This is a genomic window from Paraburkholderia sp. SOS3 (assembly GCF_001922345.1).
GTDB lineage: Bacteria > Pseudomonadota > Gammaproteobacteria > Burkholderiales > Burkholderiaceae > Paraburkholderia.
The window spans coordinates 652,402-675,161 of record NZ_CP018811.1 but is presented as its reverse complement, the minus strand read 5'-3'; the positions used below and the strand labels follow the sequence as shown (position 1 = coordinate 675,161).

The following is a 22,760-nucleotide window of genomic DNA, read 5'->3' as shown; positions in this document are numbered from 1 at the left end:
CCCGTCACAAGGCGCTCCGATCCGCCACACGACGCGCCACGACACGACACGCCACTATGCGCCGCTCGATCGGGGCCTAGGCGTTCACGGGCGCCGCGCCCGCGCCCTGCTGAAGCATGCCCGGAATCGCATCGCGCGGCAGCGGCTTCGCGAAGAAGAAGCCCTGCATCTCGTCGCACGCGCGTTCCTTGAGGAAATCGAGCTGCGCGGACGTCTCGACGCCTTCCGCGATCACCTGCATTTTCAGCGAATGCGCGAGTGCGATGATCGCCGACGTGATCGTCTCGTCGTCGTTCGATACGCCGATGTCCGACACGAACGAGCGGTCGATCTTCAGCCGGTCGACCGGGAAGCGCTTCAGGTAGCTCAGGCTCGAATAGCCGGTGCCGAAGTCGTCGATGGCAAGACCGATGCCGAGCGCGTGCAGTTCGTTCAGCATCGTCACCGCTTCCTCGGCGTTGCGCATGATCGTGCTCTCGGTCAGCTCGAGTTCGAGGTATTGCGGCTCGAGCCCGGTTTCCGCGAGCACCTGCTTGACGAGCTTCGCGACGTTGCGCTGCTGGAAGTGTCGCGCGGACAGATTCACCGACACGCGCGCGGGCGGCAGGCCTTCGTCCTGCCACGCCTTGTTCTGCCGGCACGCTTCGCGCAGCACCCACTCCGACAGCGGCCCGATCAGACCGCTTTCTTCCGCGACCGGAATGAACGACGACGGCGGCACGAGGCCGACTTCCGGATCGCGCCAGCGCACGAGCGCCTCGACGCCGACGATCTGCCCGCTATTGATATCGACCTGCGGCTGGTAGTGCAGCAGGAATTCGTTGTCGCGCAGCGCGCGGCGCAACCGGCGCTCGAGGTTCATCCGCGCGCCCGCGCTTGCGTTCATCTCCGGCTGGTAGAACTGGAACGTGTTGCGGCCCATGTCCTTCGCGCGGTACATCGCGAGATCGGCCTTCTTCATCAGCGTTTCGGCGTCCTCGCCGTCCTGCGGGAAGAGGCTCGCGCCCATGCTGCAGCCTACATAGAGCTCGGTGCCGTCGAGCCACACGGGCTCCGAGATGCTCGCGCGCACGCGCTCCATCCACGCGATCAGCGATTGCTCGTCGGACGTGTCGGACAGCACCACGACGAACTCGTCGCCGCCATGCCGCGCGACGGTATCGGTGGCGCGCGCACAGCGCGCGAGCCGGTCCGCGACCACGGCAAGCAGCCGGTCGCCGACGCTGTGCCCGAGGCTATCGTTGACGTTCTTGAAGCCGTCGAGATCGATAAACACGACGGCCACGCCGTTCTGATGCCGTTGCGCGACGACCAGTGCATGCTGGAGCCGGTCGCGCAGCAGGTTGCGGTTCGGCAGGCGCGTCAGGCCGTCGTAGTTCGCCTGATATTCGAGCTGCTCCTGGTAGCGGATCAGCGCGGTCACATCGTTGATCACGCCGATATGGTGCGTCGTTTCACCGTCGGGGTTCGGCACCGGCGCGACATACAGCTGATTCCAGAACAGCGCGCCGTCCTTACGATAATTGCGCAGCACCGCGCTGACCTCGCGGTTCGCCGCGAGCGCCTGGCGAATCGCCGCGATGCCGTCCTGGTCGCGATCGTCGCGCTGCAGAAGCCGGCAATCCTGGCCGATCACTTCGGCCGGGTCGTAGCCGGTGATGCGCTTGAACGCCGGATTCACGTACTCGATCACATTGCCGCCTTCGGCCGGCCCCGTGATCAGAATCGCGTTCACGCTCGCATCGAGTGCGCGGCTTTGCAGCCGCAACGCCAGATCGGCCCGCTTGCGCTGCGTGATGTCGGTGTACGAGCCGAGCACGCCGATCACGCGGCCGTCGCTGTCGGTGAACGGCAGCTTGCTTGTGATCGTCGTGCGGAATTCGCCGTCGACGATCATATCGAACTCGTAGTTCATCTTCGGCACGCCCGATTCCACGACTTCGGCGTCGTGCCGGCGCACGTCGTCGGCGAAGTCGCGCCACGGCAAGTCGTCGTCGGTCTTGCCGACCACCTGCTCCGGGTAAGCGAGGCCCGCATCGCGCGCAAATGCCATGTTGCAGCCCAGATAGCGCGACTCGCGATCCTTCCAGAACACACGCTGCGGGATGTTGTCGATCACGGTCTCGAGCATCTGGTTCGAGCGCAGCGCTTCGGCTTCCGCGTTGATCTGGTCGGTCACGTCGGCGGCGAGCACGAACATCGCCGGACGGTTCATGAACGTGAGCGGGTGGTACGAAATGTCCGCGTTGATGATCGAGCCGTCCTTGCGCCGGTGATGCCAGATGCCGGCCACCGTGCGGCCCGTGCGCGGCGCGGCTTCGCTGCGCTGCAGGTGCGATTCGAGGCGCGCAATCTCGCCCGGCGGCCGGATCGCGCGAATCGTCATTTCGAGGAATTCTTCTTCCGAGAAGCCGTATTGATGAACCGCAGCCGCGTTCACCGCGAGAAAGCGCAGCGATTCGCGATCGAAGATATACATCGGCACCGGGTGCTCGTCGAACAGGCCGCGAAAACGCTCGTCATGACGTCGTAGCGCCCGCGCGACGCGCAGCCGTTCGCGCTCCTTCGTTTCACGCGAGCCGAACGTGTAGATCAGCAGCGCGCTGCCGGCCAGCATCGTGATGACGAGCAGCAGCGTCGCGCGCTGCGTGTCGCGCGTCGATTCCGCGAGCCTCGTTTCGAGCGCGATGTCTTCGCGCCGACGCAGCGCGGAGAGCCCCGATTCGAGCCGGTCGACGTCCATGCCGAGGCGTGTGTAGGCAATCGCCGCCCATGCGTGCGAGCCGGTATCGCCGTTGGACGGTCCTTCGTCCCGCGCGCGCGATAATGCATCCGCGATGCTTTTTTTCAGCACGCCGCTGTCGGCGGCCAGCGTGCCGAACATCGCGAGCATGGGCGGATCGTCGGCAAGTTGCGTACGCAGCGTCTCTTCGAGACGCGCCATCGAGGTGCTCATCTTGCTGACCGCATCCACCGGCACCTCGACGCCGGCCGTCTGGTAGTGTCCGAGCAGCGCGAGGCTGTCTTCGATCTGCGCGCGATACGCATCGAGGTTCTGCCGGATGCCCGTCGAGCGGATCGTGCGCGCGTCGACGTCGCGTTGCGCGCAGATCTGCGTGTAGGCGATAAATGCGTTCGCGCCGACCGCCGCAGCGACGATCGCGAGATTGATCAGGAGCCGCTTCGATAGAATTGAATTCATGGGTTCCGAAGGTCGTTCGTCCTGCGGGCAGCGCGCGTCGGGCAATACCGATCGATCAGTCCTTGCGGGGCAGGCGGACGCTACGATACCGCACCCGGCGCCGCGCATGATATGGCACCTTTGCGCGCCAACCCTTGGATAACGGCAACGCTCGGAACGGATTGAGGGTACAACAGGCAAAAAAGCAGAAAAGACGCGACGAATTCAGCGCGCGAGGCCGAATTCCTTCATGGCGGGCACGAAATCGTGGTTCCCTTCCGGCTTGCGCGACAATTTGGTCAGCACGTAGCGCTTGAACGGCTCGAGACGCGACCATTGCTCGGCGCTCGGCGCGGCGAGCTGTGCAACGTTTGCCTGATGCACGACGCCGGCCGGAACCGCACCGGTATCGCGCCATGCGGGGGCGTCTTCGGGCGTGAACCACTCCGGTTCGACGTTCGCGTGGGTGCGCATCATTTCGAAAAGCGCGTGGTCGAAGTTCGGTTCGATCGCGGCATCGTCTTCGATCGGAAAACGCGCGAGCAAGGCGCGGTCTTCGTGCGGCAGCATCTGCCATTGCGACAGCGAAATGCGCAGCCCGAAACGGTCGAGGTTGAAGCGCACGCACATCGGTATGAAGGTCAGATTCTCCGAAGACTCGACTTCGAAGTCAAAGAGCAGGGGCGCTTCGTTCAGTCCCATGGCAGATCCTCGGATGTGGGGGCCGGAAGCGACGATGGCGCGCTGCGCAGCCAACGCCGGCTTGAGGTATTTTAGAACCTTATTGGCCGCAAGCCAGTTACAGGCCATGATCAGGCCACAAGCAGGCCACACGCAGGCCACACGCAGGCCACACGCAGGCCACGAGGAGCAGCGCTTGAATCCACTGGAAACCGCCGGGCAGCCCGGCACGATCGAGCAGACGGTGCGCCGGCATCGCGGCGGCGAGATCGAGACCATCGACGACCATGTCGGCCAGGAGTGGCCGGTCGCGCTCGTCTTCAACGGCATTTCGCACGCGGTCATGATGTGCACGCCGCGCGATCTCGAAGCGTTCGCGGTCGGCTTTGCGGTGTCCGAAGGGATTGTCGGGCGCAACGCCGACATTCAGGACATCGAGGTCGAGCTGCATGAAAACGGCAACGCCGACAGCAGGTTGCCGTATGCGGAAGTGCAACTGACGGTCGTGCAGCAGGCCTTCGTCGCACTGAAGGAAAAGCGCCGCGCGCTGGCCGGCCGGTCCGGCTGCGGCGTCTGCGGAATCGAAAGCATCGACCTGCTCGACCTGCAGCCCGAGCGCGTGCCCGATACGGGCTTTCTGCAGCGCCTTGCGCCCGACGCGATCGCGCGTGCGGCGCGCGAACTGCCCGCGCATCAGGCGTTGACGCGCCTGACCGGCGGACTGCACGCGGCCGCATGGTGCGACGCAAGCGGCGCGATCCGTTACGCGTTCGAGGATGTCGGCCGTCACAACGCGCTCGATAAGCTGATCGGCCAGCTCGTGCTCGACCGCGCCGATACGAGGGAGGGCTTCGTGTTCCTGTCGAGCCGCGCGAGCTACGAGCTCGTGCGCAAAGCCGCGCGTGTCGGCGTGCCGATGGTCGCGACGATCTCGGCGCCGTCGTCGCTGGCAATTTCGATTGCGCGCGAAGCGGGAATACGGCTTGTCAGCTTTTGCCGTGAGAACAGTTACGTCGACTACGACACCGTGTGACGGATCGTCGCGCCGGCGCAGCAAAGCCGGTCCGGTGGTCACGCTACGCTACGCGACGCGACGCGACGCGACGCGATGCGGCGCGGCGCGGCGCAATCAAGACGCTATGAGACGGAACGGAAATCCGGCTTGCGCTTTTCGAAGAACGCAGTGAACGCCTCGCGCGCAGCGGGTGCAAGCAGCATCTTCGCGAAGTGCGCGGCCTCGTCGGTCATCTGCGTTTGTATCTCGTGCTGGTTTGCGCGCTTCATCAACGACTTGGTCACGCGCAGCGACGCGGGCGGCAGCGCCGCCAGTTTGCGCGCCTGCTGCAGCGCGAACGCATCGACTTCCGCGGCCGGCAGCAGCCGGTTCACGAAACCCATGCGCAGCGCCTCGTGTGCATCGAACGCTTCGCCGAGCAGCAGCTTTTCCGCTGCGGCCTGATAGCCGGCGACGCGCTGCAGCAGCAACGACGACGCCGCTTCCGGACACAGCCCCAGTTGCGTGAACGGCAGCGCGAATGTTGCGGTATCGGCCGCATAGACGAGGTCGCAATGGAGCAGCATCGTCGTGCCGATACCGACGGCCGCACCGGCCACGGCGGCGACGATTGGCTTTTCGGCCGAACTGATCGCGCGCAGGAAGCGGAACACGGGTGCGTCTTCGCCGACCGGCGGCGTCTTCAGAAAGTCTTCGAGGTCGTTGCCGGCGCAGAAGGTGCCGGCGCTGCCGCGCAGCAGGATCGCGCGCACGGTGTCGTCGGATTGCGTATCGGCGAGCGCGTCCGCCATCGTCTGATACATCGCGGCGGTGATCGCGTTCTTCCTGCCGGGGCGGTTGATCGCGATTGTCGTGACGTCGCCGGCGCGTTCGATCTGAATGTCCATACCCGCTCTCTCCATGCCCGTCTTTGCTGCGACCGGAGTTGGCGCTTTCGCGCCTGCTCCGGCCGCATGCCGACGCGGGTCCTGGTTCGCGCTTCGGCGCTCGCCAGGAACCATCAGCGTTACGGCGCGGCGTGCGTCAAACCCGCTCGATAATGCCCGCCGCCCCCATCCCGGTGCCGACGCACATCGTCACCATGCCGTACTTGAGCTTCCGACGATGCAGCGCGTGCACGACCGTCGACGCACGAATCGCGCCTGTTGCGCCAAGCGGATGCCCGAGCGCAATCGCGCCGCCGATCGGATTCACCTTCGCCGGATCGAGCCCGAGGTCCTGGATCACCGCAAGCGCCTGTGCCGCGAACGCTTCGTTGAGCTCGATCCAGTCGATGTCGTCCTGCTTCAGGCCTGCGGCCTTCAGCGCGGCCGGAATCGCTTCCTTCGGGCCAATGCCCATGATCTCCGGCGGCACGCCACGTACGGCGAAGCTGACGAAGCGTGCAAGCGGCGTGAGGTTGAACTGCTTCAACATCTTCTCCGATACGACGATCAGCGCACCCGCGCCATCGGACGTCTGCGAGCTGTTGCCGGCCGTCACGCAACCCTTGTTCGCGAACACGGGACGCAGCTTCGCGAGTCCTTCCAGAGACGTATCGGGACGCGGACCTTCGTCGAGCGCCACTGCGCGCGTCTTCACGCGCACCTCGCCGCTCGCGAGATCGGGGAAGCGCTCGACGACCGTGTACGGTGCGATCTCATCCTTGAATTCACCGGCCTGCTGGCCCGCGAGCGCGCGTCGATGCGACTGCAGCGCGAACTGGTCCTGCGCTTCGCGGCTCACTTTCCAGCGTTCGGCGACGCGTTCTGCCGTCAGGCCCATGCCATATGCGATGCCGACGTCCTCGCCGCGATCGAAGATATGCGGCGACAGCGACGGCTTGTTGCCCATCATCGGCACCATCGTCATCGATTCGCAGCCGCCCGCGATCATCGCGTCCGACTCGCCGACGCGAATGCGGTCCGCGGCGATCGCGAGCGCGGTCAGCCCCGACGCGCAGAAACGGTTGACGGTCACGCCGCCGACCGTATTCGGCAAGCCCGACAGCAGCGCCGACATGCGCGCGACATTGAGCCCCTGCTCCGCCTCGGGAATCGCGCAGCCGACGATCGCGTCTTCGATCACGCTCGTATCGAGCCCCGGCACCTGTGCGACCGCCGAGCGGATCGCGTGCACCATCAACTCGTCGGGGCGCGTATTGCGGAACATGCCGCGCGGCGCCTTGCCGATCGGCGTGCGGGCCGCGGCGACGATATATGCGTCCTGCAATTGCCTGTTGCTCGTGCTCATCTTTTTGCTCCTTGGTCGCCGCCTAGTTGCGCACCGGCTTGCCGGTTTGCAGCATGCCCATGATCCGTTCCTGCGTCTTCTGCGTGCCGAGCAGTTCGACGAACGCGCGGCGCTCGAGCGTCAGCAGCCATTCCTCGTCGACGAGGCTACCCGCTTCGACATCGCCGCCGCAGATCGTTTCGGCGATGCGGCTCGCGATCAGATAATCGTGCTCGCTGATAAAACGGCCGTCGCGCAGATTGACGAGTTGCGCCTTGATCGTCGAGATCGCCGAGCGGCCGGCGACCGGCACCTGCGTGACGCGCAGCGGCGGCCGATAGCCGGCGGCCGACAACGCGCGCGCTTCCTTTTTCGCGACGTCGAGCAGTTCGAACACGTTGAAGACAATCGTGTCGGTCGGCTTCAGATAGCCCATCGCGCGCGCTTCGAGCGCGGAGCCGGACACCTTCGCGGTCGCCGCATATTCGTACGGCTTCTGCAGGAACTTCAGCAGATCGCTGGCGCTTGCGCCGAGCATGCTCGCGGCTTCGGCCGCCCGCAACGCGGCCTCCTTCAATCCGCCGCCCGCCGGCAGCAAACCGACGCCGAACTCGACAAGACCGATATAGCTTTCGACGTGCGCGACGCGTTTCGCGCTTTGCAGCATCAGCTCGCAGCCGCCGCCGAGCGCGATCCCGGACACCGCGGGTACCACGGGCACGCTCGCGTATTTGATGCGCAGCATCGTTTGCTGGAACTTCTTCACGAACGGCTCGATGCCTTTCGCGCCGCCCTTCATGAACGCGGGCAGCGCCTCTTCGAGATTCGCGCCTGCCGAGAACGGGCCGCCCGGCGTGCCGAGCTTCAGCGACGTCGGTTGCCAGATCACGAGCCCCTTGTAATCCTGCTCGGCGAGCTCGATGGCCTGCACGATGCCGTCGAGCAAAGCCGGGCCCATCGTGTTCATCTTGGTTTTGTACGACACGATGACGATGTCGTCCTCGCCGGCACGGTCGTCGACCCATGCACGCAGGCTGTCGTTTTCGAATAGCGTCTTGCCGTAGGTGGCGGGATCGCGGCCGGATTCGCCGGCAAGCGGCGCGCGGAACACCTGTTTGTCGTACACGGACAGCGACGAACGCGGCACGAAGCGCTTCGCCGCGGGCGACCAGGAGCCCTCGGCCGTATGCACGCCGCCGTGTTCCGCAACCGCGCCGTCGAACACCCACGCGGGCAGCGGCGCATTCGACAGCGCCCTGCCGGCCGAGATATCGTCGCGCACCCATTCGGCGACCTGCTTCCAGCCCGCCGACTGCCAGCTCTCGAACGGCCCTTCGTTCCAGCCGAAGCCCCAGCGCACCGCGAAGTCGAGATCGCGCGCGTTATCGGCAACCGATTCGAGATGCACGGCAATGTAGTGGAACACGTCGCGGAAGATCGCCCACAGGAACTGCGCCTGCTTGTGGTCCGATTCGCGCAGCAGCTTCAGGCGCTCGGCGGGCGGCCGCTTCAGGATGCGGCCGATCAGTTCGTCGGCCTTCGCGCCGCTTTCGACGTAGTCGCCCGCCTGCGGGTCGAGCACCTTGATCGTCTTGCCGTCCTTGCGATAGAAGCCCGCGCCGCTCTTCTGGCCGAGCGCGCCGTTCTTCACGAGCCCGGCAAGCACCGCCGGCGTGTCGTAGACCGGAAAGAACGGATCGTCGGCGAGGTTGTCCTGCATCGTCCTGATGACGTGCGCCATCGTGTCGAGGCCGACCACGTCGGCCGTGCGGAACGTCGCCGACTTCGCGCGGCCGAGGCGGCTACCCGTCAGATCGTCGACTTCGTCGTAGCGCAGGCCGAATTTCGCGGCTTCGGCGATCGTCGCGAGAATCGAGAAGACGCCGACGCGGTTCGCGATGAAGTTCGGCGTGTCTTTTGCCCGGACGACGCCTTTGCCGACCACGCTCGTCAGCAGCGTTTCGAGTTGATCGAGAATGTCGGGCCGCGTATGCGCGGTCGGAATCAGCTCGACCAGGTGCATATAGCGCGGCGGATTGAAAAAGTGCACACCGCAGAAGCGCGCTTTGAGCTCGTCCGAAAAGCCTTGCGACAGTTCGGTAATCGACAGCCCCGACGTGTTCGATGCGAAGATCGCATGCGGCGCGATATGCGCCGAGACCTTCTTGTACAGATCGTGCTTCCAGTCCATGCGCTCCGCGATCGCTTCGATCACGACATCGCATTCGGCAAGCTTTTCGATGTCGTCGTCGTAGTTCGCGGGCTCGATGAATTGCGCGTCGTCTTTCACGCCGAACGGCGCCGGCGACAGCTTTTTCAGATTCTCGACGGCCTTGAGCACGATGCCGCTCTTCGGGCCTTCGCGCGCCGGCAGATCGAATAGCAGCACCGGCACCTTCGCGTTCACGAGGTGCGCGGCGATCTGCGCACCCATCACGCCGGCGCCAAGCACGGCCACCTTGCGAATGATCAGATTGCTCACGTCGTTTCTCCGGAGTGTCATGCAATGTTGCGTGGACAAGCCGTGCCGAAGGTTCGGCACGGCTGTCGCGCGATTCGGTTGCGCGTGATGCGGCTCACGCGCGTATTCAGAACAGCGCTCGGAACAATGGTCAAAACAGCGCTTCGTCGATTTCCATCAGCGTCTTCGCGCCCGCGCGCGCCGCGCGGATCGTCGACGCGGTCTCGGGCAGCAGCTTCGCGAAGTAGAAGCGCGCGGTGGCAAGCTTCGCCTTGTAGAACGGATCGCCCGACGCTTCTTTGTCCAGCGCGATCCGTGCCATCCGCGCCCAGAAATACGCGAACACCAGATGCCCGACCGTGCGCAGATACGGTACCGCGGCCGCGCCGACTTCGTCGGGGTTCTGCATCGCCTTCATGCCGATTTCCATGGTCAGCTTCTGCACCTTGTCCCCGATGTCGGCGAGCGGATTGACGAACTCCTGCATCTCGGGTTTCACGCCCTCTTCATCGATGAAGTCGGTGACGAGCTTGCCGAACTTCTTCAGCTTCGCGCCCATGTCGCCGAGCACCTTGCGGCCGAGCAGATCGAGCGACTGGATCGCGTTCGTGCCTTCATAGATCATGTTGATGCGTGAGTCGCGCACGTACTGCTCCATGCCCCACTCGGCGATAAAACCATGACCGCCGTACACCTGCAGCGCGAGATTGGTGCCCTCGAACGCGTTATCGGACAGGAACGCCTTCAGGATCGGCGTAAGCAGCGCGACCAGATCCGCAGCCTCTGCACGTACTGTGGCATCGCCATGCGACAGTTCCTTGTCGATCTGCAGCGCGGCCCAGTATGAAAATGCGCGGGCGCCTTCGGCGTAGGCTTTTTGCGTGAGCAGCATACGACGCACGTCCGGATGCACGATGATCGGATCGGCCGCTTTCTCGGGCGCCTTCGGGCCGCTCAACGCGCGCATCTGCAGGCGATCCTTCGCGTAAACGCGTGCGTTCTGGTACGCGACTTCCGTGAGCCCGAGGCTTTGCATACCCACGCCGAGGCGCGCCGCGTTCATCATCACGAACATCGCGTTGAGGCCTTTGTTCGGCTCGCCGACGAGCCAGCCCTTCGCGTTGTCGAAATTGATCACGCAGGTCGCGTTCGCGTGGATGCCCATCTTGTGCTCGATCGCGCCGCATTTCACCGCGTTGCGCTCGCCGGGCTCGCCCGCATCGCTGGGCAGGAACTTCGGCACGACGAACAGCGAAATGCCTTTCGTGCCCATCGGCGCATCGGGCAGACGCGCAAGTACGAGATGCACGATGTTTTCGGCAAGGTCGTGCTCACCGCTCGAGATAAAGATTTTCGTGCCGGTGATCGCGTACGAACCGTCGGCGCCAGGCTCGGCTTTGGTGCGCAGGATGCCGAGGTCGGTGCCGCAATGCGCCTCGGTCAGACACATCGTGCCGGTCCACACGCCCGACACCAGCTTCGGCAGATAGGTCTGCTGCAGTTCCGGCGTGCCATGCGCGTGCAGGCATTCGTAAGCGCCATGCGACAGGCCCGGATACATCGCCCATGCCTGGTTCGCCGAGTTCAGCATTTCGTAGAGCGCATTGTTGACGAACGCAGGCAGCCCCTGGCCGCCATAGGCGGGGTCGCACGCGAGCGCGGGCCAGCCCGCTTCGACGTATTGCCGATACGCGTGCCTGAAACCGGCCGGCGTGGTGACCACGCCGTCGCCTTCGTAGGTGCAACCTTCCTTGTCGCCGCTCTGGTTCAGCGGGAACAGCACTTCGGAGCAAAACTTGCCAGCCTCTTCGAGCACCTGGTTGATCGTGTCGGCGTCGAGCTCCGCATGCTTCGGCATCTGCCTGACTTCGTCCTCGACGTTCAGCAGCTCGTGCAGCACGAATTGCATGTCGCGCAGCGGCGCGGCGTACTGTCCCATGTGTGTCTCCGATGCAGATGGTTGGTGCAAGGGCGCCGCGGCGTTGCAAGCTTGCTGACGGCTAGCGGCTCACGCCCTCGCTCTGGTACGAATCGATCAGTTTTTCGAGCGCGGCCCACGTCAGACGCACGGCATCGGGCAGATGCAGAAAGCGCGCGTCATGATGCAGACCCAAGGTGAAGCTATACAGTTCGAACAACATCAGCTGCGCATCGGTATTGGCGCGCAGATGGCCTTCGTCGATCGCCTGCGCAATGGCGCGCGTCAGCGCCGCCCGCCACATCGTCACGCTCGAGACGAGCTGCTCGCGCACCGGGTTGTCGGGCCGGTCGTCGTATTCGACCGCGCCGCTGATATAGATGCAGCCGGTCGTGACTTCCTGGATGCGTTTCTCGATCCAGCGCGAGATCATCGAGCGCAAACGCGGCAAACCGCGCGGCTCGCGCAAGCTCGGAAAGAACACCTCGTCCTCGAAGCGCCGGTGATACTCGCGCACCACTTCGACCTGCAAATCTTCACGGGACCCGAAATGCGCGAACACGCCACTTTTGCTCATCTGCATGCGCTCGGCCAGCAAGCCGATCGTCAGACCTTCGAGTCCGTCACGGCTTGCGAGATCCAGCGCTGCATCGAGAATGGCGGCTCGCGTCTGTTCGCCTTTTCGCATAGCTATTACCGTCTGATGTGATGAAACAGAAATCGAACGGACGTTCTATTATTGTTTGCAGTCGTCCGCGAAACAAGGACTTTATTAGAAACGGCTTTCTAACCAGGTTTTCAATTTTGCGTCATCCATTTCTAGCGCGATGCCAATTTTTTAGAGTTATTTGTCTGCAATTTTGGTTGTTTTCCGGCATCGCTTGCAGATCAGTTTCGGCGTCTAGTCGTATCCGCCGACGGTCAGCAGCTTCATGAGCACCCGGTAGCCCTGATACGCAAACCAGTTGACGAATTGCTCCGACCGCGGCCGCGCCTCGTAGCGCGCCGCGTCGATGCCGCGCGACTCCGCGAACGCGGCGAGGATCGCCCCGCGCAGCTGGTCGAGCTGCGGGTGCAGCACGAGCACGACGTTGGCCTCGTTGTTGAGCACGAGACTCAGCGCGTCGAGGTTCGACGAACCGACCGTGCCCCAGTTCGAGTCGACCACGGCCACCTTCCCGTGCAGCATGGTCTTCTCGTACTCGGCGATCTTCACGCCGGCTCGCAGCAGCGAGCGGTAGAGGAACGGCACCGCGTAGTCGAGTATGGCGAACTCCTTTCTGCCGACCACGAGGCGCACGTCGACGCCGCGCCTCGCGGCGTAAATCAGCGCGCGCCGCAGCTTGCGGCCCGGCATGAAGTACGGGTTCGCGAGCAGCACCTCGTCGCGCGCCTGGCCGATCGCGGTCAGATACGACTTCTCGATCGCGCGGCGGTTCACGATGTTGTCACGCGCGACGAAGGCGACGGACGGCTCCGCCGCCGCGCGGACGTCGCCCCCGCGAATGCGGCGGCGCGCGCGCACGAACTGGTCGGTGACGGCCTGCGCATTGGTCGCGCCGTCGGTGCCGGGCCCGGGCTTTGGGCGATGGCCGATGCGGATGCGGCGCCACTGCAGATCGAACGCGACGCGCACGTCGGCGACCACGGGGCCGCTCAGTTCGACCGCGAAATCCCAGCGTGGATAAGGCAGACGCGTGCCGTTCTGGTCGTAGTCGTCGACGATATTGATGCCGCCACAGTACGCGTAGGTATCGTCGATCACGGCAAGCTTGCGGTGCGTGCGCGAGAAGCCGAAGCGGCCGAACAGATGCGGGTTGTAGATGCGATGCTCGATGCCCGCTGCGACCCACTCGTCGAACATCGGCAGGCGTTGAGTGCCGATGCCGTCGGTAATCACGCGCACGCACACGCCGCGTTGCGCTGCGCGCAGCAATGCGGCGCCGACATCGTGGCCCGCGTCGTCGTCGGCGAAGATGTAGGTTTCGAGCGTGACGATATGCGTGGCCGCGTCGATACGTTCGATCAGCGCGCGGAAATACTGGTCGCCCGACGTGAAGAGCCGTACGTCGTTGCCGGTCGTGAACCGATAACGCGACAGGTAGCGCCGGCCAAGCAGCGTCTGTCCGAAGTGGGCGAGACGGCGGCGTCCGCCGCTCATGCGCCGCGCCTCTTGCCGGCTCCGAGCACGCGCTCGGGCAGCTGCAGGATCGCGTCGCGGTTCGACCACGAAAAACACTGGTTGGCCGCGTCCCGATACGGCAGCCACATATGGGCGGTGTGCTCGCGCGGCGCGAGCGTGACCTCGAGGCGGCGCGGCACCTGCAGGCTGAACCAGTGCTCGGTGTTGACCGTCACGCCTTGCGCGTAACGATGCCGCCATTCGGGGAAGATCTCGAACTGGATATGGTGCTGCCAGTCGACGAGCGCCTCGCGCGGCACGTCGGGCGAGCCGACGACAATGCCTGTCTCTTCGCCGACTTCGCGGGCGGCCGTTTCCGCAAACGGCTCGTCGACATGGTTACGCGCGCCGGTCACCGATTGCCATAGCGCAGGGCGATCGGCTCGCTCGATCAGCAGCACGTCAAGGTCGGGCGTATGGATCACGACAAGCACGGATTCGGGAATCTTCGGCGGTTTCGGCATGGGTCGTCAGTCGGAACGCGTCGGCGACGCAGGTCGATCGATCTGCAGATGCAAGCAGGCTTCACCCGCGAATGTAACGCAAAAAGCGAAAAAGGCGCCATCGGGCGCCTTTTTCGTGCGTGGCGTGAGCCACGATGCGTGCGGTGTCGGCGGTGCGGTGCGATTATTGCGCCTTCTGCTCCGCCTGACGCAGACGGATATGCAACTCGCGCAGTTGCCGTTCGTCGACTTCGCTCGGCGCCTGCGTGAGCAGATCCTGCGCGCGTTGCGTCTTCGGGAACGCAATGACGTCGCGGATCGAATCGGCGCCGGCCATCATCGTGACGATCCGGTCGAGGCCGAACGCGATGCCGCCGTGCGGCGGCGCGCCGTACTGCAGCGCGTCGAGCAGGAAGCCGAACTTCAGGCGCGCTTCCTCGGCGTTGATCTTCAGCGCGCGGAACACCTTGCTCTGCACGTCTTCCTGATAGATACGCACCGAGCCGCCGCCGATTTCCCAGCCGTTCAGCACCATGTCGTACGCCTTTGCGAGGCAGCGGCCCGGGTCCGTTTCGAGGTACTCGAGATGCTCGTCCTTCGGGCTCGTGAACGGATGGTGCGCGGCCACGTAGCGGTTCTCTTCCTCGTCGTACTCGAACATCGGGAAGTCGATGACCCACAGCGGCTTCCAGCCCGATTCGACGAGACCGTTCGCCTTGCCGAATTCCGAGTGGCCGATCTTCAGGCGCAGCGCGCCGAGACTATCGTTGACGACCTTCGCGCGATCGGCGGCGAAGAAAATGATGTCGCCATCCTGTGCACCCGTGCGCTCGATGATCGCCGCGACTGCCGCATCGTGCAGGTTCTTGACGATCGGGCTTTGCAGACCGTCACGGCCCTTTGCGACTTCGTTGACCTTGATCCATGCGAGACCCTTCGCGCCATAGATGCGCACGAATTCGGTATAGCTGTCGATATCGCCGCGCGAGAGTTCGCCGCCCTTCGGCACGCGCAGCGCCGCGACACGGCCGTCCTTCGTGTTGGCCGGCGCGCTGAACACCTTGAATTCGACGTCCTTCACCGCATCGGTGAGATCGGTGAATTCGAGCTTCACACGCAGGTCCGGCTTGTCCGAACCAAAGCGGCGCATCGCTTCCGAGTACTGCATGACCGGGAACGGATCGGGCAGCGTGACGCCGATCGTTTCCTTGAACACGTGGCGGACCATCGCTTCGAACAGGTCGCGAATTTCCTGTTCCTTCAGGAACGACGTTTCGCAATCGATCTGCGTAAATTCAGGCTGACGGTCCGCGCGCAGGTCTTCGTCGCGGAAACACTTCGTGATCTGGTAGTAGCGGTCGAAATTCGCGACCATCAGCAGCTGCTTGAAAAGCTGCGGCGATTGCGGCAACGCGAAGAACTGGCCCGCGTTCACGCGCGACGGCACGAGGTAATCGCGCGCGCCTTCGGGCGTGCTCTTCGTGAGCATCGGCGTTTCGATATCGATGAAGCCTTGCGCGTCGAGATACTTGCGCACTTCCATCGCGACGCGATAGCGCAGGCGCAGGTTGTGCTGCATCTGCGGGCGGCGCAGGTCGAGCACGCGGTGCGTGAGGCGCGTGGTTTCGGAGAGATTGTCGTCGTCGAGCTGGAACGGCGGCGTAACCGATGCGTTGAGCACCGTCAGCTCGTGGCACAACACCTCGATCTTGCCGCTCTTCAAACCGGCGTTGACGGTGCCTTCCGGACGATTGCGCACGACGCCTTTGATCTGCACGCAAAACTCGTTGCGCACGCCTTCGGCGGTCTTGAACATCTCCGCGCGGTCGGGGTCGCAAACGACCTGAACGAGGCCTTCGCGATCGCGCAGGTCGATGAAGATGACGCCGCCGTGGTCGCGGCGCCGTTGCACCCAGCCGCACAGCGACACGCTTTGGCCGAGCAGGTGTTCGGTCACCAGACCGCAGTATTCAGATCTCATCGACATGATGTTTGTCTTTCGTTTTGCGTGAGTGAACGGTGCGCGCCGTCCTGGACGCCGCGCACCGGCATTACATGGGTGGCTCGACGGGCGTGCGGCGCGCCGGCGCAACCGGCTGCGGCGCGGGCGGCGCGACGACGCCCATCGAGACGATGTACTTGAGCGCCGCGTCGACCGTCATGTCGAGTTCGATCACTTCGCTCCTCGGCACCATCAGGAAGAACCCCGAAGTGGGATTCGGCGTGGTCGGCACATAGACGCTCACGAAATCCTCCTTCAGGTGATTGACCACATCGCCGCCCGGAATGCCGGTGAGGAATGCGATCGTGTACGAACCGCGGCGCGGGTATTCGATCAGCAGCGCCTTGCGGAACGCATTGCCGCTTGAAGACAGCAGCGTATCCGATACCTGTTTGACGCTCGTATAAAGCGGACCGACCACCGGAATGCGCGCGACGATCAGTTCCCACCAGCTGACGAGCTTCTGCCCAACGAAGTTCTGCGTCAACAAGCCGACGACGAAGATGAAAGCCAGCGTCAGCACGGCGCCGAGGCCGGGCAGGCGGAAACCGAACAGGTTTTCGGGACGCCACGCCTGCGGCAGCAGCAGCAGCGTCTGATCCATCGTCCCGATAATGAGACCGAGCACCCACAGCGTGATGGCAAGAGGCACCAGCACCAGCAGGCCGGTCAGGAATACCGATTTGAGCGTCGTCTTTTTCGTCGTCATTGGCTTCGCCAGAAATCCGCGCGGACGTTGCCTCGCGCGGCGTGGCCGCCACCCGTTCGGGCAGCAAGACCGCTTGTGTACTGCTTTAACTGCTGCTCGCGCTGCCTGATGATGCGGTCGATCCGGTCGAAGAGCCGCTCGCCGCCCCGCTGTTCGATCCGCCGGCCGGCGTTGCGGCCGGCTTAGAGGACGCGGCCGCGGCACTGTCCGACGAGCCGGACTTGCCGCCCTCGGACGACGCGCCGGCGCTGCTGGCTTTGCCGTCGCTGCCGGACGCATTCGATCCGTTGCCGGCTCCGTCGGCGGATTTGTTAGACGCGTTGCCGCCACGGAAATCCGTCACATACCAGCCCGAGCCTTTCAGTTGAAAACCAGCCGCGGTGACCTGCTTGCGAAAGGTTTCGGCCCCGCATTGCGGGCATTGCGTCAACGGCGCGTCGCTGAGCTTCTGAAGCACGTCTTTCCCGAAACCGCATGACTCGCAACGATAAGCGTAGATCGGCATGATCTTTGTCCCTACAGAAATTCTGGAAGCGCTTGCAAAGCCTTGAATTATAGCCGCAAACGGTGTCGACTCCCCCGAAATCGGGCGTCGGCCGGCGCGATGCGTGCAAGCGCACGCGATTGTTTAACCGCGCCGACAGCAGGCTTGGGGAGCCGTGCTTCGACGCGCGGCACGGGTACCTTGTCGAGATGCGGCACGGGGTACCGCATAGCCGAGTCAATAAATGGGGGCGGCGAACGCCGGAATCAAGTGCAACGGTCGCGCACCGGCCGCTCAGCCGCCGTACGCAAACGCGATCCACGCACGCGCAAGCACGGCACCGACGCCGACCGCGACTCCGAACATCAACAGCCCCTGCAACAGCCGGTTCGTGCGCTTCTGTTCGAGCAGAATCTGGCGAATTGTTTCGTCGTTGATGCCGCGCTGCTGCGGGTCATGCCGATGCGCGAGCGCCTGGTGCACGAGCCGCGGCAATTGCGGCAGCGTCTTGCTCCACTGCGGCGCCTCGATCTTGAGCCGCTCGTACCAGCCGCGCAGACCGATCTGCTCGTTCATCCATCGTTCGAGATACGGCTTCGCGGTCTTCCACAGGTCGAGCTCGGGGTCGAGCGAACGGCCGAGGCCCTCGACATTGAGCATGGTCTTTTGCAGCAGCACGAGCTGCGGCTGGATTTCGACGTTGAAGCGCCGCGACGTGGAGAAGAGCCGCATCAGCACCTGGCCGAGCGAGATGTCTTTCAGCGCGCGGTCGAAGTACGGCTCGCAGACCGCGCGTATCGCGCTTTCGAGTTCCTCGACGCGCGTGTTCGGCGGCACCCATCCCGACTCGAGGTGCAGCGTCGCGACGCGGTGATAATCGCGCTTGAAAAACGCGAGGAAGTTCTGCGCGAGATAGTTCTTGTCGAAGTCCGAGAGCGCGCCGACGATGCCGAAGTCGAGCGCGATATAGCGCCCGAAATGCGTGGGATCGAGGCTCACCTGGATATTGCCCGGGTGCATGTCCGCGTGAAAGAAGCCGTCGCGAAACACCTGCGTGAAAAAGATTTCGACGCCTTCGCGCGCAAGCTTCGGAATATCGACGCCCGCCGCGCGCAGCGTCTCCACCTGGCTGATCGGCACGCCGACCATACGCTCCATCACGAGCACGTTGGGCGTGCAGAATTCCCAATACATCTCGGGCACGAGCAACAGATCGAGGCCCGCGAAGTTGCGCCGCAACTGGCTACCGTTCGCGGCCTCGCGCATCAGATCGAGTTCGTCGTGCAGATATTTGTCGAACTCGGCCACCACCTCGCGCGGCTTCAGACGCTTGCCGTCCGCCCAGAGCCGTTCGGCCCACACGGCGATATCGCGCAGGAGCGCCAGGTCCGAATCGATCACGGGCAGCATGTTCGGCCGCAGCACCTTGATCGCCACCGACTTGCCCGCATGCTGGCCGGCCTTCACGGTCGCGAAGTGCACTTGCGCGATCGACGCGCTTGCGACCGGCACGCGCTCGAAGCCGTCGAACAGCGCATCGACCGGCGCGCCGAGCGAGCGCTCGACGATCGAGATCGCGACGTCGGAGTCGAACGGCGGCACCTGATCCTGCAGCTTCGCGAGTTCGATGGCGATGTCGGGGCGCAGCAGGTCGCGCCGCGTCGACAGCACCTGGCCGAACTTCACGAAGATCGGCCCGAGGCTTTCGAGCGCAAGGCGCAGCCGCAAGCCCGGCGGATCGTCGAATTTGCGGCCGATCGTGGTGACACGCAGCAGCAGTCGCACGCGACGATCGTTGATGCGGCTAAGCATCATCTCGTCGAGACCAAAGCGAATGACGGTAAAGAAAATCTTGATAAAGCGCAGAAAACGCATGGTTGAGCCCGATGACTAGCGCGTGCCGCGCGTATTGGCGGCGGCGCCCGGCGCGGCATTGCCGCGGGCTTCGACCTTCTGTTCGAGACGTTCGATGCGCTTTTCGACGCGCGCAAGCGTGTCGCGGGCAAGCGCAAGTTCGGCGTTGAAGCCGTCGAGCGCGCTGCGCCGCACGAGTTGCGGGTCTTCATCGAGCAGGTATTCGGCGACCGAGTCGAGCAGATTGCGCCCGGTACGCAGCGCCTGCCCGCTGGCCGAGCGCGCGAGCGACGCAACACGCCACGCGGGCCCATCGCCGATCAGCCGCGCAAGATCTTCTTCGGGCTCCCAGCGCAGGTGCTCGGCCAGCTTCGCGATCAGGGTTGCGAACTCCGCGTCGCCTTCGATCTTCACATGCTTCATGACCGCTGCCTGCCCGCCTTGCAGAAACACAGGCAGCGCATCGGCCGGCACCGACACGGTGACATCGAACTGTTGCGCCGCGGCCTCGTCGACGGCGGCCACATAGCCGTCGGGCTGCACGAGCAGCGTCATGGCGACGGGAGCGCACGACAGCCGGGCGATCTTCCCGGCATAGGGGGCGAGACGCTCGCGAGCCCACGATTCGCGGGCGAGCAGATGGTTGACGGCAGCAGCGAAGGGCTTGGCGGCTAGGGTCATCGTGTTGGCATGAAAAAACCCGCGCAGGCGGCTTGCCTGCGCGGGTTCCTATTGTAACGTCCGTTCCCTTTCCAGCCGACTCAGCCAAACGGCCTATTTGTTGATTAGAGCAACCCCACAACCACCGCGCTCCCAACCATCACAATCGACCCGGCCGGTCAGCCATAGCCGCAGGCGACGAACTCGGCTCAATGATGCGTGACCTGCTGAATGCCCGCGAGCAGCCAGCCTTCGCCTGTCTTCGTCGACTTCGACAGGTTCCAGATTTCGACGAAAGGCTCAGCCGCGCTACCAATCGTCTCGCGAATCAGGCCCGAGAAGCGCACGCTCGCGAGATATTCGTCGCCGCGGTCTTCCACGCCGAGCATTTCAGCATTGAGCTGGACGACGTCGGTCTGGTTGCGCTCGGCGCCGCGCGCATCGAGATCGATCTTCACTTCGGCGAACATCTCGGGTGTCGTGAACTCGCGAATGTCGGCCATGTTGCCGGCGTCCCACGCTTCCTGCAGACGCACGAAGTAAACCTTGGCGTTGCGCAGGAACGCGTCCGTGTCGAAGTTCGCCGGCACGGCCGCAGCGGTCTCGATGCGCGGCGTGTTCAACGGATTGCCTTGCGGTTCGAGATACGAGCCGCTCGGCGGCGCCGAATAACGCGGCTCCTGCGAGTAGCCGGTGCCGCCCGCGTTGAGCGTCGGCGAACTGCCCGCCGCACCGCCTGCATAAGCCGGGGCGCTCGCATCGCGCTTGCGTCCGAAGAACTTGCGGATCAGCCAGATCGCCACCATGGCAATGAGTGCGATCACGATGAAATTGGCCATCGCGCCGGCGAACGCTTCGCCGAGGCCGAAGTGTGACAGCAGCGCCGCGATGCCGAGACCGGCCGCCAGCCCCGCGATCGGACCAAGCCAGCGCGAGCGGTTAGGCTGCGCTGCGGGGGTTGGCGCCGGCGCCGGCTGGGCACGCTGCATCTGCGCGTTCTGCCCTTGCCCCGGCTGGGACGGCGGCGGCGTGGTTTGCCGCTGCATCATCGACGAGTCGTTCGATTGCCGGCCGAAACTGCGCCCGCCGCCCATCCGCTTCGCTTCGGCATCGAGCGACGCAAGCGTGCCGACGGTGAGCAAACCGACCATTGCCAGGAGCCCGATTCGCCTCGCCCACGGCCGCGAAATCTTACGATTAGACAACAAATTCGAATCGGACATTTTGACAATTCCTTTAAAAAACGAGCGGTTAGGGACGCTAATACTTTGTCCCGGTATGCAAGGCTACCACGCCAGCTGACAGATTGTAATATTTGACGCCGTCGATGCCAGCTTGTTCCATCATCGTTTTTAAAGTTTCCTGGTCCGGGTGCATCCGGATCGATTCCGCAAGGTAGCGATAGCTTTCCGCGTCTTTGGCGAAGCGATCGCCAAGCCACGGCAACACCTTGAATGAATATAGGTCGTACGCCTTCTTCAGCGGGTCCCACACTTTGGAGAATTCGAGCACGAGCACGCGCCCGCCCGGCTTCAGCACGCGGCGCATCTCGGCAAGCGCGGCATCCTTATGTGTCATGTTGCGCAAGCCGAAGGCCACGGTCACCACGTCGAAGTAGTTGTCCGGAAACGGGATCTGTTCCGCGTCGCAGAGCAGTGCGGGCGTCACGACGCCCTTGTCCAGCAACCGGTCGCGACCGACGCGCAGCATCGATTCGTTGATGTCGGTGTGCCAGACCTCGCCGGTGGGCCCGGCCTGCTTCGCGAACGCCATCGACAGATCGCCGGTGCCGCCCGCGAGATCGAGCACCTTGAAGCCCGGGCGCACATGGGCTTGCGAGATCGTGAACGCCTTCCATGCGCGGTGCAGCCCGCCCGACATCAGGTCGTTCATCAGGTCGTAGTTGGAGGCGACCGAGTGGAATACGCCCGCCACCTTCGCCGCTTTGTCCTGTTCGTCGACCGTCTGATAGCCGAAGTGGGTTTTGCTCATCGCGCTTGTCCTCGCGTTTTTTGACGATTGTTGCGCCGCATCGAAGCGGCGGCCGGGCGAATGGTATCAGCCCGTGTCAGTGTTAGTGACAGTGTCCGTGGCCGCCGGCGGGCGCGGCGGCCATCGGCGCGTCGCGGTCGACGCCGGCCGCGGCGAGGGTATCGAGATACTCGCGCCACCGCTCATCCTGGCGCGTCGCGAGATCCCAGAGCAGATCCCACGAATAGATACCCGTCGAATGGCCGTCCGAAAATGTCGGCTGCAACGCATAGTTGCCGACGCCTTCGAGCGCCGTGATCGTCACGTCGCGCTTGCCTGTTTGCAGCGTCTCCTGACCGGGCCCGTGGCCGCGCACCTCCGCCGACGGCGAGTAGACGCGCAGCAGTTCGAACGGCACGCGGTACGACACGCCGTTTGCATATTGCAGTTCCAGCACGCGCGATACCGCGTGCACGACGACGCCGGTCGGCACCGGGGTGTCGGGAGTCAATCCGCTCATGGTTACCTCACGCGAGAGCCTGTTCGATTTCGCTGCGCACCGCATCGCGCAGCAAGGTTGCCTGTGCACGGCGCTGCGACAGCATGGCCTCCGACACGGTCCGCTGACGAGGTGCCCAGATCGGCAGCGGGAAATGTGCGTCGTTGGAGAAGCGCGGAATCACATGCCAGTGCACATGCGGCACCTGGTTGCCGAGGCTTGCCAGGTTGATCTTGACCGGCCTCATGACACGCCGCATTGCGCGTTCCACGGCGTTGACCGCGCGCATTACCCGGTCGCGCTCGGCATCGGCCAGATCGGAAAACTCGGCCACGTGCCGGTTCCAGATGACGCGGCAGAAGCCGGGATAGTCGTGTTCGTCGGCGAGGACGACACGCAAGGTGTCGTCCTTCCACAAAATGTCGCCGCCGTCTTCGCGGCAGAAAATACAGTCCATCGTCGCCCTCGAGCGAATACCGTCACGCCTGC

19 protein-coding genes are annotated in these 22,760 nt (G+C 64.2%); 1 reads left to right on the top strand and 18 read right to left on the bottom strand.

The window, feature by feature from the left end:
* Positions 1 to 76 precede the first annotated feature (76 nt).
* Together BTO02_RS03060 and BTO02_RS03055 are read right to left on the bottom strand one after the other, a co-directional pair.
* Complete coding sequence (locus BTO02_RS03060; RefSeq protein WP_075155777.1) at positions 77 to 3,202, bottom strand: sensor domain-containing protein; 3,126 nt, start codon at positions 3,200 to 3,202, stop codon at positions 77 to 79.
* Between the two features lie 204 nt (positions 3,203 to 3,406).
* Positions 3,407 to 3,883, bottom strand: coding sequence for a nitrate reductase associated protein (locus tag BTO02_RS03055; protein ID WP_075155776.1), 477 nt, complete (start codon positions 3,881 to 3,883; stop codon positions 3,407 to 3,409).
* A gap of 175 nt (positions 3,884 to 4,058) precedes the next feature.
* Between BTO02_RS03055 and fdhD the strand changes: the two genes are divergently transcribed.
* The gene (gene fdhD / locus BTO02_RS03050) at positions 4,059 to 4,895 is read left to right on the top strand and encodes a formate dehydrogenase accessory sulfurtransferase FdhD (RefSeq protein WP_075155775.1); all 837 of its coding nucleotides are present in this window, start codon (positions 4,059 to 4,061) and stop codon (positions 4,893 to 4,895) included.
* Positions 4,896 to 4,999: 104 nt separating this feature from the next.
* Here the strand turns inward: fdhD and BTO02_RS03045 are convergent, their stop codons facing one another.
* From BTO02_RS03045 to BTO02_RS02970, 16 genes are all read right to left on the bottom strand, one after another.
* The gene (locus BTO02_RS03045) at positions 5,000 to 5,764 is read right to left on the bottom strand and encodes an enoyl-CoA hydratase (protein WP_075155774.1); all 765 of its coding nucleotides are present in this window, start codon (positions 5,762 to 5,764) and stop codon (positions 5,000 to 5,002) included.
* Between the two features lie 136 nt (positions 5,765 to 5,900).
* Entirely contained in the window at positions 5,901 to 7,109 is a 1,209-nt protein-coding gene (locus BTO02_RS03040; RefSeq protein WP_075155773.1) for an acetyl-CoA C-acyltransferase, read from the bottom strand.
* Positions 7,110 to 7,131: 22 nt separating this feature from the next.
* Entirely contained in the window at positions 7,132 to 9,570 is a 2,439-nt protein-coding gene (locus tag BTO02_RS03035) for a 3-hydroxyacyl-CoA dehydrogenase/enoyl-CoA hydratase family protein (protein ID WP_075155772.1), read from the bottom strand.
* Between the two features lie 130 nt (positions 9,571 to 9,700).
* A complete protein-coding gene (locus BTO02_RS03030) occupies positions 9,701 to 11,488 on the bottom strand; it encodes an acyl-CoA dehydrogenase C-terminal domain-containing protein (RefSeq protein WP_075155771.1) in 1,788 nt (595 codons plus the stop codon).
* A gap of 61 nt (positions 11,489 to 11,549) precedes the next feature.
* Positions 11,550 to 12,155, bottom strand: coding sequence for a TetR/AcrR family transcriptional regulator (locus BTO02_RS03025; RefSeq protein ID WP_075155770.1), 606 nt, complete (start codon positions 12,153 to 12,155; stop codon positions 11,550 to 11,552).
* A 213-nt stretch (positions 12,156 to 12,368) separates the two neighbouring features.
* Positions 12,369 to 13,628: a cardiolipin synthase ClsB gene (gene clsB, locus BTO02_RS03020; protein WP_075155769.1), complete on the bottom strand. Its 1,260-nt coding sequence runs from the start codon at positions 13,626 to 13,628 to the stop codon at positions 12,369 to 12,371.
* Positions 13,625 to 14,113 carry a dihydroneopterin triphosphate diphosphatase gene (nudB, locus tag BTO02_RS03015; protein ID WP_075155768.1) on the bottom strand — a complete coding sequence of 163 codons (489 nt, stop codon included), beginning with the start codon at positions 14,111 to 14,113 and terminating at the stop codon, positions 13,625 to 13,627. Before nudB ends, clsB begins: the two co-directional genes overlap by 4 nt.
* Positions 14,114 to 14,276: 163 nt before the next feature.
* Complete coding sequence (gene aspS, locus BTO02_RS03010; RefSeq protein WP_075155767.1) at positions 14,277 to 16,079, bottom strand: aspartate--tRNA ligase; 1,803 nt, start codon at positions 16,077 to 16,079, stop codon at positions 14,277 to 14,279.
* A gap of 64 nt (positions 16,080 to 16,143) precedes the next feature.
* Entirely contained in the window at positions 16,144 to 16,803 is a 660-nt protein-coding gene (locus BTO02_RS03005; RefSeq protein ID WP_075155766.1) for a DUF502 domain-containing protein, read from the bottom strand.
* A gap of 85 nt (positions 16,804 to 16,888) precedes the next feature.
* Positions 16,889 to 17,308 (bottom strand): FmdB family zinc ribbon protein, encoded by a 420-nt coding sequence (locus tag BTO02_RS03000; protein ID WP_075155765.1) that lies wholly within the window; start codon positions 17,306 to 17,308, stop codon positions 16,889 to 16,891.
* Between the two features lie 273 nt (positions 17,309 to 17,581).
* Positions 17,582 to 19,162: a ubiquinone biosynthesis regulatory protein kinase UbiB gene (ubiB, locus tag BTO02_RS02995; protein WP_075155764.1), complete on the bottom strand. Its 1,581-nt coding sequence runs from the start codon at positions 19,160 to 19,162 to the stop codon at positions 17,582 to 17,584.
* 15 nt (positions 19,163 to 19,177) lie between these two features.
* Positions 19,178 to 19,822, bottom strand: coding sequence for a ubiquinone biosynthesis accessory factor UbiJ (locus BTO02_RS02990; RefSeq protein WP_075155763.1), 645 nt, complete (start codon positions 19,820 to 19,822; stop codon positions 19,178 to 19,180).
* A gap of 188 nt (positions 19,823 to 20,010) precedes the next feature.
* Complete coding sequence (locus tag BTO02_RS02985) at positions 20,011 to 21,024, bottom strand: Tim44 domain-containing protein (RefSeq protein ID WP_075155762.1); 1,014 nt, start codon at positions 21,022 to 21,024, stop codon at positions 20,011 to 20,013.
* Positions 21,025 to 21,061: 37 nt separating this feature from the next.
* On the bottom strand, positions 21,062 to 21,793 hold the full coding sequence (gene ubiE, locus BTO02_RS02980; protein WP_075155761.1) for a bifunctional demethylmenaquinone methyltransferase/2-methoxy-6-polyprenyl-1,4-benzoquinol methylase UbiE: 732 nt from the start codon (positions 21,791 to 21,793) through the stop codon (positions 21,062 to 21,064).
* Between the two features lie 82 nt (positions 21,794 to 21,875).
* Entirely contained in the window at positions 21,876 to 22,292 is a 417-nt protein-coding gene (locus BTO02_RS02975; RefSeq protein ID WP_075155760.1) for a gamma-butyrobetaine hydroxylase-like domain-containing protein, read from the bottom strand.
* A 7-nt stretch (positions 22,293 to 22,299) separates the two neighbouring features.
* Positions 22,300 to 22,728, bottom strand: coding sequence for an HIT family protein (locus BTO02_RS02970; protein ID WP_075155759.1), 429 nt, complete (start codon positions 22,726 to 22,728; stop codon positions 22,300 to 22,302).
* Positions 22,729 to 22,760: the final 32 nt, after the last annotated feature.

Excerpts from the sequence above, each read along its gene's own strand:
- BTO02_RS03060 (WP_075155777.1), bottom strand. The coding sequence starts at position 3,202 with ATGAATTCAATTCTATCGAAGCGGCTCCTGATCAATCTCGCGATCGTC.
- BTO02_RS03055 (WP_075155776.1), bottom strand. The coding sequence starts at position 3,883 with ATGGGACTGAACGAAGCGCCCCTGCTCTTTGACTTCGAAGTCGAGTCT.
- BTO02_RS03045 (WP_075155774.1), bottom strand. The coding sequence starts at position 5,764 with ATGGACATTCAGATCGAACGCGCCGGCGACGTCACGACAATCGCGATC.
- BTO02_RS03040 (WP_075155773.1), bottom strand. The coding sequence starts at position 7,109 with ATGAGCACGAGCAACAGGCAATTGCAGGACGCATATATCGTCGCCGCG.
- BTO02_RS03030 (WP_075155771.1), bottom strand. The coding sequence starts at position 11,488 with ATGGGACAGTACGCCGCGCCGCTGCGCGACATGCAATTCGTGCTGCAC.
- BTO02_RS03025 (WP_075155770.1), bottom strand. The coding sequence starts at position 12,155 with ATGCGAAAAGGCGAACAGACGCGAGCCGCCATTCTCGATGCAGCGCTG.
- clsB (WP_075155769.1), bottom strand. The coding sequence starts at position 13,628 with ATGAGCGGCGGACGCCGCCGTCTCGCCCACTTCGGACAGACGCTGCTT.
- nudB (WP_075155768.1), bottom strand. The coding sequence starts at position 14,113 with ATGCCGAAACCGCCGAAGATTCCCGAATCCGTGCTTGTCGTGATCCAT.
- aspS (WP_075155767.1), bottom strand. The coding sequence starts at position 16,079 with ATGTCGATGAGATCTGAATACTGCGGTCTGGTGACCGAACACCTGCTC.
- BTO02_RS03005 (WP_075155766.1), bottom strand. The coding sequence starts at position 16,803 with ATGACGACGAAAAAGACGACGCTCAAATCGGTATTCCTGACCGGCCTG.
- BTO02_RS03000 (WP_075155765.1), bottom strand. The coding sequence starts at position 17,308 with ATGCCGATCTACGCTTATCGTTGCGAGTCATGCGGTTTCGGGAAAGAC.
- ubiB (WP_075155764.1), bottom strand. The coding sequence starts at position 19,162 with ATGCGTTTTCTGCGCTTTATCAAGATTTTCTTTACCGTCATTCGCTTT.
- BTO02_RS02990 (WP_075155763.1), bottom strand. The coding sequence starts at position 19,822 with ATGACCCTAGCCGCCAAGCCCTTCGCTGCTGCCGTCAACCATCTGCTC.
- BTO02_RS02985 (WP_075155762.1), bottom strand. The coding sequence starts at position 21,024 with ATGTCCGATTCGAATTTGTTGTCTAATCGTAAGATTTCGCGGCCGTGG.
- ubiE (WP_075155761.1), bottom strand. The coding sequence starts at position 21,793 with ATGAGCAAAACCCACTTCGGCTATCAGACGGTCGACGAACAGGACAAA.
- BTO02_RS02975 (WP_075155760.1), bottom strand. The coding sequence starts at position 22,292 with ATGAGCGGATTGACTCCCGACACCCCGGTGCCGACCGGCGTCGTCGTG.
- BTO02_RS02970 (WP_075155759.1), bottom strand. The coding sequence starts at position 22,728 with ATGGACTGTATTTTCTGCCGCGAAGACGGCGGCGACATTTTGTGGAAG.